Origin of the sequence: Bradyrhizobium sp., assembly GCF_035935975.1 — a bacterium.
Classification (GTDB): domain Bacteria; phylum Pseudomonadota; class Alphaproteobacteria; order Rhizobiales; family Xanthobacteraceae; genus Bradyrhizobium.
The window spans coordinates 186697-202059 of the sequence record NZ_DASYWN010000022.1; the positions used below are offsets into that span (position 1 = coordinate 186697).

13 protein-coding genes are annotated in these 15363 nt (G+C 67.7%); 10 read left to right on the forward strand and 3 right to left on the reverse strand.

The genetic code is table 11. From position 1 onward, the window contains the following. Positions 1-12: 12 nt before the first annotated feature. Entirely contained in the window at positions 13-609 is a 597-nt protein-coding gene (locus tag VGR99_RS10805; protein WP_326898325.1) for an A24 family peptidase, read from the reverse strand. Positions 610-689: 80 nt separating this feature from the next. After that, positions 690-3074, reverse strand: a complete 2385-nt coding sequence (gspD, locus tag VGR99_RS10810) for a type II secretion system secretin GspD (protein WP_414645107.1) — start codon at positions 3072-3074, stop codon at positions 690-692. A gap of 136 nt (positions 3075-3210) precedes the next feature. Between gspD and VGR99_RS10815 the strand changes: the two genes are divergently transcribed. The 9 genes from VGR99_RS10815 to gspM are packed head-to-tail and all read left to right on the forward strand — an operon-like array spanning position 3211 to position 10668. Then, a complete protein-coding gene (locus tag VGR99_RS10815) occupies positions 3211-4899 on the forward strand; it encodes a GspE/PulE family protein (RefSeq protein ID WP_414645108.1) in 1689 nt (562 codons plus the stop codon). 3 nt (positions 4900-4902) lie between these two features. Continuing rightward, positions 4903-6114: a type II secretion system F family protein gene (locus tag VGR99_RS10820; RefSeq protein WP_326898326.1), complete on the forward strand. Its 1212-nt coding sequence runs from the start codon at positions 4903-4905 to the stop codon at positions 6112-6114. 12 nt (positions 6115-6126) lie between these two features. Then, positions 6127-6582 (forward strand): type II secretion system major pseudopilin GspG, encoded by a 456-nt coding sequence (gene gspG, locus VGR99_RS10825; RefSeq protein ID WP_326898327.1) that lies wholly within the window; start codon positions 6127-6129, stop codon positions 6580-6582. Further along, entirely contained in the window at positions 6545-7039 is a 495-nt protein-coding gene (locus VGR99_RS10830) for a prepilin-type N-terminal cleavage/methylation domain-containing protein (RefSeq protein WP_326898328.1), read from the forward strand. The genes gspG and VGR99_RS10830 overlap by 38 nt, the downstream gene beginning before the upstream one ends. After that, positions 7008-7412 carry a type IV pilus modification PilV family protein gene (locus VGR99_RS10835; protein ID WP_326898329.1) on the forward strand — a complete coding sequence of 135 codons (405 nt, stop codon included), beginning with the start codon at positions 7008-7010 and terminating at the stop codon, positions 7410-7412. Before VGR99_RS10830 ends, VGR99_RS10835 begins: the two co-directional genes overlap by 32 nt. Continuing rightward, a complete protein-coding gene (locus tag VGR99_RS10840) occupies positions 7409-8128 on the forward strand; it encodes a hypothetical protein (protein WP_326898330.1) in 720 nt (239 codons plus the stop codon). Before VGR99_RS10835 ends, VGR99_RS10840 begins: the two co-directional genes overlap by 4 nt. Further along, entirely contained in the window at positions 8125-9039 is a 915-nt protein-coding gene (locus VGR99_RS10845) for a type II secretory protein PulK (protein WP_326898331.1), read from the forward strand. Before VGR99_RS10840 ends, VGR99_RS10845 begins: the two co-directional genes overlap by 4 nt. 1 nt (position 9040) lies before the next feature. Beyond that, positions 9041-10078, forward strand: coding sequence for a PilN domain-containing protein (locus VGR99_RS10850; protein WP_326898332.1), 1038 nt, complete (start codon positions 9041-9043; stop codon positions 10076-10078). Next, positions 10075-10668 (forward strand): type II secretion system protein GspM, encoded by a 594-nt coding sequence (gene gspM / locus VGR99_RS10855; RefSeq protein WP_414645109.1) that lies wholly within the window; start codon positions 10075-10077, stop codon positions 10666-10668. Before VGR99_RS10850 ends, gspM begins: the two co-directional genes overlap by 4 nt. A gap of 15 nt (positions 10669-10683) precedes the next feature. On the opposite strand, the gene VGR99_RS10860 is transcribed toward gspM, so the two are convergent. Further along, complete coding sequence (locus VGR99_RS10860; protein ID WP_326898333.1) at positions 10684-14265, reverse strand: autotransporter domain-containing protein; 3582 nt, start codon at positions 14263-14265, stop codon at positions 10684-10686. Between the two features lie 379 nt (positions 14266-14644). Between VGR99_RS10860 and VGR99_RS10865 the strand changes: the two genes are divergently transcribed. After that, positions 14645-15313, forward strand: a complete 669-nt coding sequence (locus tag VGR99_RS10865) for a hypothetical protein (protein ID WP_326898334.1) — start codon at positions 14645-14647, stop codon at positions 15311-15313. Positions 15314-15363 lie beyond the last annotated feature (50 nt).

Here is a 15363-nt window from a genome sequence, read left to right on the forward strand (position 1 = left end):
GACGAGCGCGTCTCAGCCCGGCCAGCCGCCGAGCCAGTTCGCGTACCAGGTCTCGCCCAGCCAACCGACCCAGATGACGGGTGCCAGGAACAATCCGAACGGCAGGTAGGCGGTCGCGCGCAACGGTCTTCTTCGTAACAGAGCATTGGCGGCATAGGCGGCGATCGCGAGCAGTGCCGCCAGCTCGATCACCGCGACCACGCTCGCAAGATCGAGCCAGGCGCCGCAGACCGCGGCGAGCTTGACGTCGCCGAGCCCGAGCCCGTCGCGGCCGCGCCAGCGCCGGTAGAGCGCCATCAGCAGCAGCAGCGGCAGCGCGACGGCCGCAGCACGCGCCAGCGGCCAGAGCAGCGCCTCGATGCCGATGTCGGGCACGAACGCGGCGGCGCGAAGCAAGGCGAGGGCGAAAGCGGCCGCCGTCAGCTCGTTGGGAATGAGGTAGTGGCGGGCATCATACACCGCGATCGCGAGCATCAGCGCGGCCAGGAACGCGCCGTAGAGGCCTTCGGCGCCAGGCGCGGTCACCAGGCTTGCGAACACCCCGAGCAGCAGGGCGATGCCGAGTGCGACCGAAGGGCCCGTCTCTTCGTCCGTCACCTGATCCGTCACGGTCGTTGTCTGAGCATGATCTTGCCGGAAAACCGCTGCGCACTTTGCGCCGACGCGGCCCTTCGGATCCGGATCATGCTCTAGCGCGCCGCCCTGGGCGGAGCCACGGTGACGACGGGATTACTGGTGCCGACCAGGCGGCTGTTCATCTTGGTGCGCATCTCCTCGGCGATGACATGCGCATCGACGCCGTCCTTGATGACGGTCGGGCGGATGAACAGGATCAGCTCGGTGCGGGCCCGCGTATTGGTCTGGTGCGAGAAGGCGTCGCCCATGCCGGGGATTGAATCGAGGATCGGAATGCCCTGGCGCTGCCTGTTCTCGGTCTCGCTGATCAGGCCCGCGAGCAGCACCGTCTGCCCGCTGGTCACCGCGATCGAGCTCTTGACCCGGCGCTGCGAGATCGTCGGCGTCAGCGAGTTGGTGCTGCCGGCGGCGACGCTCGAGATCTCCTGCTCGATGTCGAGCACGACGTTGCCGTTGGCGTTGGCGCGCGGCAGCACGCGCAGGATGATGCCGGTGTTCTTGTAGTCGATGGTGTTGACCACGGTGTTGTTGGCGGTCAGCACGGTCGCGGTGCCGGTCGAGAACGGCACCTGGTCGCCGACCTGCAAGGTTGCGGCCTGGTTGTCCAGCACCACCAGCGAGGGGTTCGACAGCACCTTGACGTCGGTGATGTTGTGAAGTGCATCGAGCACGACACGCGGCGAATTTTCCGAGCCGATCAGGAAATTGAAGCCGGGCAGTGCGCGGCCGAGCAGGGCGCCCGCGGCGGCGTTGACCGCGTTGCTCGTTGCCTCGGTGTTGCTGCCGATCGTGGCGCTGTTGCTGATGCCCGAAATGGTGTTGGAGATCGAGCCTTTCTGGCTCGCCAGGAAGAACTGCACGCCATAGTTCAACTGGTTGTTCAGCGTCACCTCGGCGATGGTCGCCTCGATCGCGATCTGGCGCTGCGGCCGGTCGATCTGGCGGATGGTCTGCTCGACGATGCGCTGCGCCTCCTGGTTGGCGTAGACCAGCACGGCGTTGTTGGTGACGTCGGCGGTGAGCCGCACGTTCTGGAGGATGGCGTTGACGCCGGGCTTCGCGCCGCCGCCCAGTCCGCCGAGGCCGGAGTCCTGCGCCGGCGTCGCGGTGGCTGAGGCGGCCGGAGCGGGGCGGGCACCGAGCGCCGAGCCGGCGGGGCCGCTGACCGGCGTCGTCGCTCCGGCGGCGGCGGTCGGCATTGCGCTCAACGAGGCGATGGGATTGGTGGAGGTCGTCGTCGACATCCCCGAGCCCGGCGAAAGCTGGCTCGAGGCGCTGTCGAGCGACGAGTTGCTCGACGCGCTCTGGCTGAACAGCATCTCGTTCAGCAGCGCCACGACCACTTTGGAATTGCCGTAGCGCAGCGGATAGGACTTCAGGTTCACGCCGTCGGTGTCGGAGCGGTCGAGCCGCGCGATCCACGTCTGCGCGCGCTTCAGATATTCCGGCTTCTGGGTGACCACGAGGATCGAGTTGAGCCGCGCGATCGGCTGCAGCTTGATCACGTTCTGGCTCATGCCGCCTTCACCGGAATCCATGATCTTCTCGATCTCGGCGATGACGGGCTCGGGTGAGGAATTGCGCACCGGGAACACGCCGACGGATTGTCCGCGCATCCAGTCGGCGTCGAATGAGAGAATGGTGTCGACGGCAGTGGCCCGGTCGGTGCCGCTGCCGCTGACGATCAGCGTGTTGCGGGCGTTGTCCGAGCGCATGGTCGCGGCCTTGACGCCGAAGGAGTCGAGCAGCTTGAAGATGTTCTGGGCCGAGACATAGCGCAGCGGCACCACCGTGATGCCCTGGCCGGCCGCCGCGTTCACTGCGCGGTCGACGCCGCCGGGACCGGCCTCCGGCGCCGGCAGCAGGCGATAGCCGGTGCGGTCGCGCACCAATGCGACGCCGGACATGCGCAGCGCGTTTTCCAGCACGTAGAGCGCGTCCGCCTTGGGCACGGGGCGCACCGAGGCCAGCGTCACGGTTCCCTGGACACGCGGGTCGATCGTGTAGCCGACGTTGAGGACGTCGCCGAGGATGACCTTTGCGACGGTCGCGACCGGCGCGTTCTCGAAATTCAGGTCGTAACCGCTGCCGCCGCTATCGTCCCGCTCGGCCAGCGCGCCGCCTTGTGGCGTTGCACCATCGCTGAGATAGATCGCGGGCTTGGACGATTTCGCCTGGGCAATGCCGCCCGATCCAGTATCCGCGGGTTGCCGCGGCTGCAGGTCGAGGGAGCGGATCCTGTCGGCGATGTCCTGGGCGCGCGGATCCTTCGGATCGGATTCGATCGATTGGTCGGCGGTGACGATGCAGGCGCCAAGCATGAAGGCCGCCGACAACAGCACGAGCATTCCAGGCAAGGCTGAGCGAAGTCGCAAAAGCGGCTGGACACCCTCAAACAAAATACGCCTGCCAACGCTAGATGTGAACGGAAATTGCATCCGATCCCCCTCGGTTCGGACGCGCAAAGTTTGCGCCACGATTATGTTTTTGCTAAGAAATAAGTCAAGGGCAAAGGGCCTCCGGCCCCCGCCGAAGTTGTTGCATTCAGGTAACAAGGTCAACGCTGTGAATGCGATGCGCGACCGCTCCGCAGATAGCTTCCGGCAGTACCTTTTGGACAAATATTCACTGCCGTTGCGGGCGCATGCCCATGTGGACAAGTCGGCCAATCCCGCGCTGACGCGCCCCTTGCGCGAATTGTGGGAGGCGACCGAACTGTCCGCGGCCGAGTTCGCGGACGAAGTCTCCGATTATTTCGATCTGCCGCGGCTGAACCTTCCGCAACTGCTCGCGGCGACACCTCGCCTGGACGGCTTTTCGCGCCGGTTCCTGCGCGAATCCACCATTTTTCCCTTCATCGCGCCGGACGAGGGTTTCCGGCTGGCTGTCGCCGACCCCTCCGACACGGCCGCCACGCGCGCCGCCGAAATCGTGTTCGGTGCGCCGGTCGATGTCGTCGTAGCGTCATATGAGGACATTACGACGGTCCTCGATCAACGGGCCGAGGCCGACGACGCGCATGCCGATCGAAGCGGCAGGAGCGTTGCGCAGCAGTCCGACGACGACATCGAAAGCCTGCGCGATCTCGCCAGCGGCGCGCCGGTGGTGCGTGCGCTCAACGATCTCTTGGAGCGCGCGGTGGATTTGCGCGCAAGTGATATCCATGTCGAGCCGTTCCGCGCGGGACTTGCGGTGCGCATGCGCGTCGACGGCCTCCTGCGCGCGCTGCCGTCGCCGCACGGCATCCCGCCGCAGGCGCTGATCTCGCGCATCAAGATTCTCGCCAGCCTCAACATCGCCGAGCGCCGGCTGCCGCAGGACGGCGCCGCGCGCGTTCGGGTCGGACGCAGCGAGATCGACGTCCGCGTCGCGACCATGCCGACGCAGCATGGCGAGAGCGCCGTCATCCGCCTGTTGCCGCGCGATCGTGGTCTGCTGGAGATGAGCAAGCTCGGGCTCGGCGCGCGCGACGAGAGCGCGATGACGCGGCTGCTGGCGATGCCGCACGGCATGATCGTGGTCACCGGCCCGACCGGCAGCGGCAAGACCACAACGCTCGCCACCATGCTGTCGATCCTCAACGAGCCGACGCGCAAGATCCTCACCATCGAGGACCCCGTCGAATACGAGATCCCCGGCATCAACCAGTCCCAGGTCAAGCCGTCGATCGGACTGACCTTTGCCACCGCCATGCGCGCCTTCGTGCGCCAGGACCCCGACGTGATCATGGTCGGCGAGGTCCGTGACGCCGAGACCGCTCATATCGCGATCCATGCCGCGCTGACCGGCCATCTCGTGCTGACGACGCTGCACACCGAGACGGCGGCGGCCGCCGTGCCGCGCCTGATCGATCTCGGCATCGAGGGATTTCTGCTCAAGTCCACGCTGCGTGCGGTGGTGGCGCAGCGCCTCGTGCGCATGCTCTGCGACCGTTGCAAGGTGCCGCACACGCTGAGCGAGGCTGACATCGCCAAGGACCCGCGCTTTGCGGTGATCGGCTTCAAGTGCGGCGAGGTCGTGCACGAGGCGGGCGGCTGCGAGCGCTGCGGCGGCACCGGCTATCGCGGCCGTAACGGCGTGTTCGAGATCCTGGAAATGTCCGACGAGGTCCGCACGCTGATCGGACCGCAGACCGATTCCCATTCGATCGATGCCGCCGCGATGCGAGGCGGCATGACGACGATGCTCGAGGATGCTGTTGCCAAGTGCCGGGCCGGCCTGACCACCGTGCCCGAGGTCTTCCGCGTCACGACGGTGCGCTAACGCATGCCGAACTATCGCTACCGCGCGCTCAATGCCAACGGCGAACTGGTCTCCGGGGCCATCGCCGCGCCCGCGCCCGGCGACGTCGCGCAGCGGATCGAGCGGCTTGGCCTCGTGCTGGTCGACAACGTCACGCCGGAAGAGGGCGGCGCGGCCGGCAGCGTGCTCAGCATCTTCAACCGGCCGAAGCCGGAAGACGTCACCATCTTCACCCGCGATCTTGCGCTGCTGCTGCGCGCCGGCGCCCGTATCAATGACGGACTGGAGCTGCTCGCGGCCGATCCCGATTTCGGCCGGCTGCGTCCGGTCGTTGCCGACATCCGTTCGCGCGTCGTCTCGGGTGAGAGCTTTGCCGAGGCGCTGGCGCGGCATGAAGGGCTGTTTCCACCGATGTATATCGCGCTGGTGCGCGTCGGCGAAGCCTCGGGGTCGCTCGATCAGGTGCTGGAGGTGCTGGCCGGCGAACGCGCGCGCGGTGAAGCCCTGCGGCGCCGGCTGTCGGATGCGATCCGCTATCCGCTGTTCGTGCTGGGTGCGGCCGGCTGCGTGCTGCTGTTCTTCCTCACCTTCGTGCTGCCGCAGTTCGCCAGCGTGCTGCAGGATTTCGGCGCCAAGGTCGATCCGGTCGTCGGCGTCTTCCTCAACATCTCGACCTTCCTGCGCAGCAATTCCGATGCGGTACTGGCGGGGCTTGCGATCACCATCGCGGCGACATGGCTCGTGCTGCGGCAGGAGCGCATCCGCCGCGGCATCACCAATGCGATCGTGCGGCTGCCGGCGATCCGCAACATCATGCGCGCGTACCGCACGGCGCTGTTCTGCCGCAATCTCGGCCTGCTGCTCGGCAGCGGCGTCAATCTCACCACCACGCTGCGCATCCTGATCGACATGATGGCGACGACCGGCCCGTCCGCGGTCTGGAGCGATGCCGCCGATCGCGTCCGCCATGGCTCGAAGCTCTCCGATGCGCTCGCCGAGACCGAGGCGCTGCCGCCGATGGCGGTGCGCATGCTCCGGCTCGGCGACGAAACCGGGCAATTGCCGATGCTGTCGGGACGCGTTGCCGAATTCTACGAGGTCAAGCTGCAGCGCACGCTCGACCGGGCGGTCGGCATTGCGGGGCCGGCAGCGATCATTGCGATTTCACTCGTCGTCGGCGGCCTCATCACCTCGGTGATGACGGCGCTGATGTCGGTGAGCCAGATAGTTGGTTAGGGAGGGGTTCGAGTGATCAAACGTCCATCGTTAAGGCGCGGCCGGCGGCGCGCGCGGCGGGGGGAGGCCGGCTTCACCCTGGTCGAGATGCTGGTCGTCATCACCATCATCGGGATGATCATGGCGCTGGTCGGCCCGCGGGTGCTGAACTATCTCAGCGAGTCCAAGGCGAAGGCGGCGAAGATCCAGATCGAGAGCTTCTCCAGCGCGCTCGATCTCTATTATCTCGATCTCGGACGCTATCCGACCTCCAACGAGGGCCTCGGCGCACTGACCCGCAACACCAATCAGACCGGCTGGAACGGTCCGTATCTGCGCGGCGGCGCGGTGCCGAACGATCCCTGGGGCCACATCTATGTCTATCGCTCGCCGGGCGCGAGCGCGCCCTACGAGATCATCTCGCTCGGATCGGACGGTCAGGAAGGCGGCAGTGGAACGGCGGCCGACATTGTCAGCGGTACGCGCTGAAGGTCTTCGCGAGGCGCGCGGCTTCGCGCTGATCGAGATCCTGTGCGTGCTCGCGATCATCGGCCTGCTCGCGGCGATCATCCTGCCGGCGATCCCGCGCTCGACGACGCGCGCCCGGCTGGAAAGCTATGCGGTCGAGATGGCGGCGCTGCTGAAGGCCGACCGCAACGCGGCGCTGCGCCGGCAAGTGCGGGTGACGACCCAGGTGGACGCGGAGGCGCGCGCGATCCGCTCCGGCGTCACCGGACGCATCATCCGCCTGCCCGGCGACGTGGTCGTGCAGGCGACGCTGGCCTCGCGCTGCGCCGATCGCGCGAGCGGGCGGTCGATCGAGTTCTTTCCGTCGGGCATGTCGTGCGGCGGAACGATCGCGCTGGCGCGGCCCGGCATGGGCTATGAGGTGCGCGTCAACTGGCTGACCGGAGGTGTCGAGATTGTCCCGCAGAAGCTGCTCTGACGCCGCCGGCTTCACCCTGATCGAGGCGCTGGTCGCGCTCGCGATCATCGCGGTCGTGCTTGGGACGATCGGATCGGTCATCGCCACGACGACCAAGGGGACGCGCACGATCGAGCAGCGCCTGGCGCTGTCAGGCACGGCCGAGACCCTGCTTGCGGACCTGCCGGCGCGCGGGCTGCTCAAGCCCGGGCGGCAGAGCGGCCAGCTCGCCGGCAGCCGCTGGCGGGTCGACGTCGCGCCGATGAACGTGCCGGGCGGCGATCCCGCCACCGACCGCTTCGTGCCGATGGCCGTCAATCTGCGCCTCCAGCGCGCCGACGGAGCTGCGATCCAGATCACGACGGTGAAGCTGGTGCCGAGGGCTTCGCAGTGACGGGCCGCACCATGACGCGCCTGCGCCATGCGCTTGCCGACGAGGCGGGCTTCACCCTGCTGGAGGTGTTGCTCGCGACGCTGCTGATGACCGTGATCCTGGCGGCGCTGGCGACGGTGACGGCGCAATGGCTGCCGAACTGGAATCGCGGCATCGCCCGCGTGCAGCGGGCCGAGCGGCTCGCGACCGGCCTCGATCGCATCGTCGCCGACCTCTCGGTCGCCGAGCAGATGACCGTCAATGGCGATGCCAAGGTGCCGCTGTTCGACGGCGCCGAATTGTCGGTGACGTTCCTGCGCACGGCGCTCGGCCCGAGCGCGCGCCCGGGTCTCGAATTCATCCGCCTGATCGAGAAGGCCGATGCGCAGGGGCTCGCGCTGGTGCGCGAGCGCGCGCCGTTCCAGCCGATGCCGACCGACGGACAGATCCGCTTCGTCGACCAGGTCGTGCTGATCCGCGCGCCGTTTCGCCTCAGCTTCGCCTATGCCGGACCGGACGGACAGTGGCAGCCGACCTGGCGGGGCCAGACGCAACTGCCGGATCGCATCCGCATCACCGTGCGCAATGGTGCCACCGGCCAGGTGCTGGCCGTCTCGGCCGCGGCGATCCCGCACATCACGGCGCCGGCCGAATGCGCGCGCGCCAAGAATCCCGCGACGTGCGTCACGGCGCGCACCCGGCCGCAACAGGGCGGCAAAGAGGAGCCGCAGCTGTGAGCGGTGCGAGGCTCGACCATGGCAGCCTTCGCGACGGCCGCGGCTTCATCGTCGTCGCCGTGCTGTGGATGCTGGCGGCGCTCGCTGCGCTTGCGCTGATCTACCTGACCTATGTCACCAACACCGCGGTCACGGTGGCCGTCAATGCCGACCGGCTGCAGGAGGATGCGCTGGTGAACGCCGGCCTCGAGCTCGCAGCCTACCGCCTGATGGCGCAGAACGCGGCGACGCGCCCGACCAGCGGCACCTTCAATGCGCGGGTCGGGGCCGGCCGGGTGACCGTCACCTTCCGCTCGGAGGCCGCGCGGATCGATCTCAACATGGCGCCGAAGCCGTTGCTCACCGGCCTGATGATGGGGCTCGGCGTCTCCGCGACGGACGCGCCCGTCTATGCCGATCGTATCCTCGGCTGGCGCTCGTCGACGGAGCCGGGCCAGGACAATCCGGAAGATACTTACTACCGCACGCTCGGCGTACCCTATCTGCCGCGGCATGCGCCGTTTCCGCACAGTGACGAGCTTTGGCTCGTGCGCGGCATCCCGTCCGCGGTCGTGGAGCGCGTGCTGCCCTTCGTCACCGTGTTCAGCAACATGCGGACCGTCAACGTGGTGGACGCCGCGCCCCAGGTGGTGGCGGCGTTGCCCGGCATGACGCCGGAGAAGCTGCAGCAGGTGTTGCGCGACCGCTCCGACCCCAATATCGATCCGCGATCGCTGGTCACCGTCGCCGGCAACACCAATGCGACGGCCGAAGGCTCGCGGGCCTACCGGGTCACGGTCGCCGTCGAGGCGCCGTCGCATCGCCGCAGCTCGGCCGAAATCGTCATCCTGCTTCTCGAAAGCGGCGATGAGCCCTATCGTGTATTGTCGTGGCACAACGCCTTCGACGGCTCCGCTGGAAAGCCTTTGTGAGATGAGTTCGCTCAATTCCCTTCGCGGTATTCTCGATGCCTGGACCGGCACCGTGGCCGGCACGATCGTCGCCGCCCTGGAGCGCACGGTGGCGCCGCGCGTGGTGCGGCTGGTCGAAACCGAGGCCGGCGCGTTCGCGCTCGAGGCTGCGAAGCAGGACAACGGCGGAAAGCAGATCGCGTTCGAGGACGGCAAGTTCGAGGGCGGCAATCTGGCGCAGATCTTCCGTGGCAGCCGCGTCGAGATCGTGCTGCGCCCGGCCCGCTTCCTGTTCCGCCCGCTGGAGCTGCCGGCCCGCGCTGCCGAGTTCATCGAGGGCATCGTGCGGGCGCAGATCGACCGGCTGACGCCGTGGAACGCGGCCGAGGCCGTGTTCGGCTGCAGCCCGCCGGTGGCGCATGGCAGCGAGAGCATCAGCACCGAGATCGCGGCGGCGCCGCGCCGGCTGGCGATGAGCTATGTCGAGGCGGTGTCCTCGTTCCATCCGTCGGCGATCGCGATCGTGACCGAGGCGGGCGGAGGCGGGCGCATCAAGGTGTTCGAGCAGCGTTCGCGCGGCGCGATCGACCCGGCGCGGCTGGGCCGGATTCTGCAAGCCGTGCTGGCCCTCGCCGCGGTCGCGGCGGTGGTCGGATCGGTCGCGGCAGGATATCTCGCCGACAGCCTCAGCGCGCAGGAGAGCGAGCTCGAACGGCAGATCACCCAGCGCCGCGCCGCGCTGCGCGGCAACGACGGCGGCGAGCGCTCGCCGCTCGCGCTGCTGGAGCGGCGCAAATACGAGACGCCGGCGAGCGTGATCGTGCTGGAATCGCTGAGCCGGATATTGCCTGACCACACCTATGTCACCGAGCTGCATCTTGCCGGCAACAAGATCCAGATCGGCGGCATCACCCGCGATGCGCCCTCGCTGATTCCGCTGATCGAGCAGTCCCAGCATTTCACCCGCGCGACCTTCTATGCCCCGACGACGCGGAGCTCCACCGATCCCGGCGAGCGCTTCCACATCGAGGCGCAGGTCGAGCCGAGGAACGCGCCATGAGCGACACCATGAGCCGCACCAAGCTTGCGGGTGGAAACGCGGTGACGCGAGCGCTGACCGGCTCGCCGCTGATTGCGGTCACGCTCTATCTCGCCATCACCGGCGGGCTGTTGCTGATGGCGGGCCTGTCGATCGCAGATGTCATCGCGCACCGCCAGGCGTTGGCGCAGACCTCCGATCTGCTCGACCAGCTGCGCGGCCGCAAGGGCAACGCCAAGAATGCCGCGGCGGTCTCGGCCGAGCATCCCGGTACGCCGTTCCTGGAGGGGCCGACCGTGACGGTCGCGGGCGCCAATCTATTGCAGCGGGTCGCGGCCGCGGTCGGCAATGTCGGCGGCTCGGTGCAGTCCTCGCAGGTCGACGTTGCGGGAGCGCAAGCGAAGGACGGTTTCGTCGGCCTCGTCGTGAGCTGCGAGCTGGAGCAGCCCGCGCTGCAGAAGCTGCTCTACGATCTCGAAGCCGGCATGCCGTTTTTGTTCGTCGACCAGCTCGACGTCCAGGTGCCGCAGACGACCGCGCTGAGCGATGCCCCCACCGGCCGCGTCAGGGTGATCCTGGGCGTGTCCGGCCAGTGGCAGGCCGGGAAGTAGGGCGGCCGCGTCAGCTCACCAGCTGTACTTGAACACGCCCTTGCCGGAATAGCTGGTGACGTTGCCGGAGAACTCGCCGTCGAACGTGCCGGCGATCGAGAAGCCGCTCAGCCATTTCATCTCGGCGCTGGCGCTGACCAGCGCAGAGTCGGCATCGACCCTGGCGCCGTTCACCACGAAGCTGGTGCCCGGAAGGGTCTGGAACAGCGCGGTGACGGCGCGGTTCGGATTGTAGTCATGGGCCCAGGCGGCGCGGCCGCGCAAGGTCAGCACGCCGTTCTGCATGGCGTAGGATTTGTCGGTGCGCAGGCCAAGCTCGGAGCGGGTGTCCGTGAGGGATTGCGACGCGTAGTTCAGCGCGAACAGACCGCCGCCATTGAGGCTGGTTTCGGAGTAGTTCGGCAGGTTGAAATTGGTCACCTGCGCCGCAGCGTAAGGCGTGATGCCGATCCAGGGCGTCGCGAAGCGATAGCCGCCCTCGAAGCGGGCCGAGAAGGTGTCTGCCTTGAAGCGGCCCTGGAGCTGGTCGAAGCCGCCGGGCGCCACGGTGCGGTTGGTGGTGACGTCGTGCCAGCCATAAGCGAGCGCGGCCGAGATGTAGGCTGGGCCGAAATTGTGCCGGCCATAGACACCGGCCTGGAACAGGTCGGCCGAGCCCGAGCCCATCGCATTGGCGAGCGAGTAATTCAGGCCGCCGCCGCCGAGGGCGAAGCCGACCAGCGTGTCCACCGAAAGCCGGTAGTCGGCGCCGGCTGCGCCGCCCCAGACCCGCGCGGTCAGATCCTGCGAGCCGACCGCCGTGTTGCCGCCGACGTCGGCCGAGCCGCCATAGCCGGCTGCCCAGACGCTCCAGCGATTGGCCGGCTGCGAGGACAGCAGCGGCGCCTTGGTCGCCATCGCATAGGCCTCGCGCTCGCGCGCATTGGCCGGGCGCATGGTGGCATAGGCGGAGGCGTCATCGCTCTCGGCGAATTGCGCGACGCTGCCCGCCTTGGCGAAGCCGCCGGAGCGGCCGATGATGGTCGGGTCGAGCATCAAATTGAGGAACTGGCCGTCGGCGTTGATCGCGGACTGGATGATGCCGGTGCCGAGCTCGCCCGAGGCTGCGGTCAGTCCGGCCGGCCCCAGCGATGCAAAGGCCGCGGGGATGCCGCCGGTGGTGTTGAAGAAGTTCGTCAGGGTGTTGGCGACGTTCTGCTGGTTGACGTTGAGGCCGCTGGCGGGCGTGAAGTTGACGTTGATGTTGAGGAAGACATTGTTGGTGTCGTAGCTCAGCGACGCGTTGAGCGTCGACATGCTGGAGACGACATTCGGATTGAACGTGGTGCCGGTAAGGCCGCCGGCCGCGGTCAGGATCGTGTACTGCTTCTTGACCGTGCCCGAGGTGAAATTCGCGTTCACCGTCGCGTTGCCGAGATTGGCCGCGCCCGTCACGCTGGCGAGGCTGTTGGTGGTCGGGGAGACCTGAACCAGATAGGTCGAGGCGGCGGTGAAGGTCAGCGGTCCGTTGATCGTCAGCGTGCCGAACGGGTTCGCCGCGCTGCCCGGCGCAAGCGTGCCGCCGTTGACCGCGACGCCGGCGACGGTGCCGCTGCCGGCGAGCGTGCCGCCGGCATTGACGGTGGTCGCGCTTAGGATCGAGCCGTCCACGACCAGCGTGCCGCCGTTCACGGTGGTGGCGCCGCTATAGGTGTTGGCGCCGGACAGCGTCTGCGTACCGCCGGCCACGGTCAGGCCGCCGCCCGCACCGGCGTCGGCGATCACGCCCGAGAAATTGCCGATGCCATTGGTGATCGTCAGCGTGTTGGCGCCGAGATTGACGTTGCCCGAGCCTGCCAGCGACCTGATCGAGGTGCCGGTGCTCAGATTCTGGATGTCGAAGATGCCGTTGGCGATGACATTGCTCGAGCCCGCGATGCTGCCGTCGCTGCCGCCCAAATTGATGAGATCGAGCTCGCCGCCGCTCACGATCGTCGTGGTGCCGGTATAGGTATTGGTGCCGTAGAACTGCGCCACGGCCCCATTTGCGATCACAAGGTTGCCGCCGGTGCCACCGGCGATGCCGCCGTCCTGGATCGCGCCGCCGAAGGCCGTGCCGCTGCCAGCCGTGAGCGTCAGCGTCTTCGATCCGAGCGCGACGACGCCGAAATTGCCGTACGAAAACAGCTGTGAAACCGATGCGCCGGACGTGGTCTGCGAAATATCGAGCGTTGCGCCTGCGCCCGCGAACGCGACGTAGAGTGAATTCGCGATCGAGCCGCCGCCCTTGAGCGCCAGCGTGGCGAGGCCGTCGATCTGGGTTGCGTTGGTGTAGGTGTTCACGCCGGACAGCGTCTGCGTTCCCGCGACGATCTCGAGCCCACCGGTGCCTTGGATTACGCCCGCGAATTCCGTCGAGCCGTTGGCGATCACGAGCCCGTTGCTGCCCATGTTGACGACACCGGAGGAACTGCCGGCGAGCGTCGTGAGGACGTTGAACGAGAAGGCAGATGCCGAGGCGTCCAACGTCGCATCGACCGTCACGACGCTGGACGACGAGATGTCGCCGAAGCCCGACAGCGCCAGCGTTCCGCCCGAGACCGTCGTCGCGCCGGTATAGGTGTTGAGGTTGGTCAGCGTCATCGTGCCGGTGCCGACCTTGGTCAGGCCGCCGCCGGCGCCGGAGATCACGCCGTCGACCGTGGTCGAGGCGTTGTTGCTGCCGGTGACGAGCGTGTTGGCGCCGAGCACGTAATTGCCCGCGCCCTCGATCGAACCCGCCGTCATGCTTCCGCTGGTCAGGCCGGAGATGTCGAAGGTGCCGCCGGCATTGGTGATGAAGCGGGCGTTGCCGCCGCTTGACGTCCCGGTAAAGCTCGTGATGCCGCCGTTCTGGGTGGTGATGGTGGCGTTGCCGGCGGTGGCGGAGTTGGTGAAGTTCAGCGTGCCGCTGTTGTCGATCGTCGCAGTGCCGGCCGTGGCCGTGGTGGTGAACGTGAGGAAGCCGGTGGACGCGTTGGTGATGATGGAGCCGGCGGCCGAACTCGAGTCGTTGAAGTTCATCACGATGTTGTTCGTGATCGACGAGGTTCCGGCATTGCTGCCGCCGTTGAATTCGACGTCGCCGTTGTTGGTGATGTTGGATGCGCCGGCGGTCGAGGTGCCGTTGAAGCTCATCGCGCCGCCGCCGTTGACATTGTACGTCACGAAATTGGTGCCGCCGCTGGCGCTGCTCGAATTCGTGAAGACCATGGTGGCGCCGACGTTGAACACCTGCGGGTTGGCCGAGTTGTTCGAGACGCCGGTGCCGTTCACGACGAAGATGTCGTTGACGTTGACGGTGTAGGCCTGCGCGCCGGGCGTGAACACCACAGAGCCGATGTTGACGAGACCGTTGCTGTCGACGGTGGTCGTGCCCGTGTTGGTGAAGGTGGCCGTGACGTCCGGCACCGCCGGCGTCCAGTTTGCGCCGTCCGCCCAATCGGTGGATGAGGCGCCGGTCCAGGTGCCGTCCACGGCGTGCGCGGCGACGACGCCGAGCGCCGTGGTCGCGAGCAGGGTCGCCAGGGAGTGGCGTACGACGGATCGCAGCCCAGATCCGATCCGTCCAACAGCCATTCTCGCTCCAGCCATTCCGGTCTTCTCAAATCAGCAAAGAAATCATCGTGCGTGCAACTGGGACGCGTGGCGAGACGCTGCTCCGATTCCATGATCTCACGGCGTCGCGTCCAGCCGCAATGAACGGTCATTGATTTGCATGGAGTTCCCGCCCGTTTCCTTTGCAATTTCAGCCATCGTGGCCGTTGGGCAACAATTTCATGCGGCGCAACATGCCGGACGGCCGCAGCTCCGCCGGGCAGGCCAAAGGGGGCGGCGGCGGGTTGATCGTGAGACCCATCAGAACTAGTTTGCTGCCTCGGGCTTGCCGCGCGCTGGCGCGGCCGCCGGTCGCAGGAGAGCTTCGATGTCCGGGTGGCTGAGATCGGCTGGATGGGCTGTGGTTTGCACGGTCCTCGGCATCACCGGAAGCCTGGCGGCCACCTCGTCGCGCATGGATATCCTGTCCGACGATGCCGCCGGCAGTCCTGCCGAGAGCGTCGATGTCGGTGCGGTCAGGCCGATTGCCCGGCCCGCGGCGCCTGCAAGCAAGCCTGCGCCTCGCGGCAATCCGCTGTGGTCGGTGCCGCTGTCGGCGCTGACCGGGACCCAGGAGCGCCCGATCTTCTCGGCGACGCGACGGCCGCCTCCGCGCGCAGTCTCGGCCGCCCCGGCCGAGGAGGTCCAGGTACCGCCGCCGCTAAAGCCGGCCGAGGGGCCGCCTCCGCTGCTGCTGGTCGGCGCCGTGGTGGGCGAGGGGGACGCGATCGCGATTCTCATCAACCGCACCGACCAGAAGGTCATTCGGCTGCGGCAGGGCGAATCGCTGGGCGGCTGGTCGCTGGACCAGGTCCAGCCGCGCGAGGTGACACTCAAGCAAGGTGATCGCAGCGAGGTGCTGGCGCTCCAGCGGCCGGAGGCGGCGTCCGCTCCTGCCAGCGCGCCGGGGACGGCAGCGGTTGCCGCGGATGGTAGTGGCCAACTGATGATGCCGACGCCGGGTGGCCCGTCATTCGCGCCCTTCGTGCCGCGGTCCACGCCCAAGAACGGCCTGCCGGACGGGCTCTGAGCGCTGCCGGGAAGGATGCGGTTTGACCGATACGCAGACTGACGCGCCCG

Excerpts from the sequence above, each read along its gene's own strand:
- VGR99_RS10850 (WP_326898332.1), top strand. The coding sequence starts at position 9,041 with ATGAGTTCGCTCAATTCCCTTCGCGGTATTCTCGATGCCTGGACCGGC.
- VGR99_RS10820 (WP_326898326.1), top strand. The coding sequence starts at position 4,903 with ATGCCGAACTATCGCTACCGCGCGCTCAATGCCAACGGCGAACTGGTC.
- gspM (WP_414645109.1), top strand. The coding sequence starts at position 10,075 with ATGAGCGACACCATGAGCCGCACCAAGCTTGCGGGTGGAAACGCGGTG.
- gspD (WP_414645107.1), bottom strand. The coding sequence starts at position 3,074 with ATGCAATTTCCGTTCACATCTAGCGTTGGCAGGCGTATTTTGTTTGAG.
- VGR99_RS10815 (WP_414645108.1), top strand. The coding sequence starts at position 3,211 with ATGCGCGACCGCTCCGCAGATAGCTTCCGGCAGTACCTTTTGGACAAA.
- VGR99_RS10860 (WP_326898333.1), bottom strand. The coding sequence starts at position 14,265 with ATGGCTGTTGGACGGATCGGATCTGGGCTGCGATCCGTCGTACGCCAC.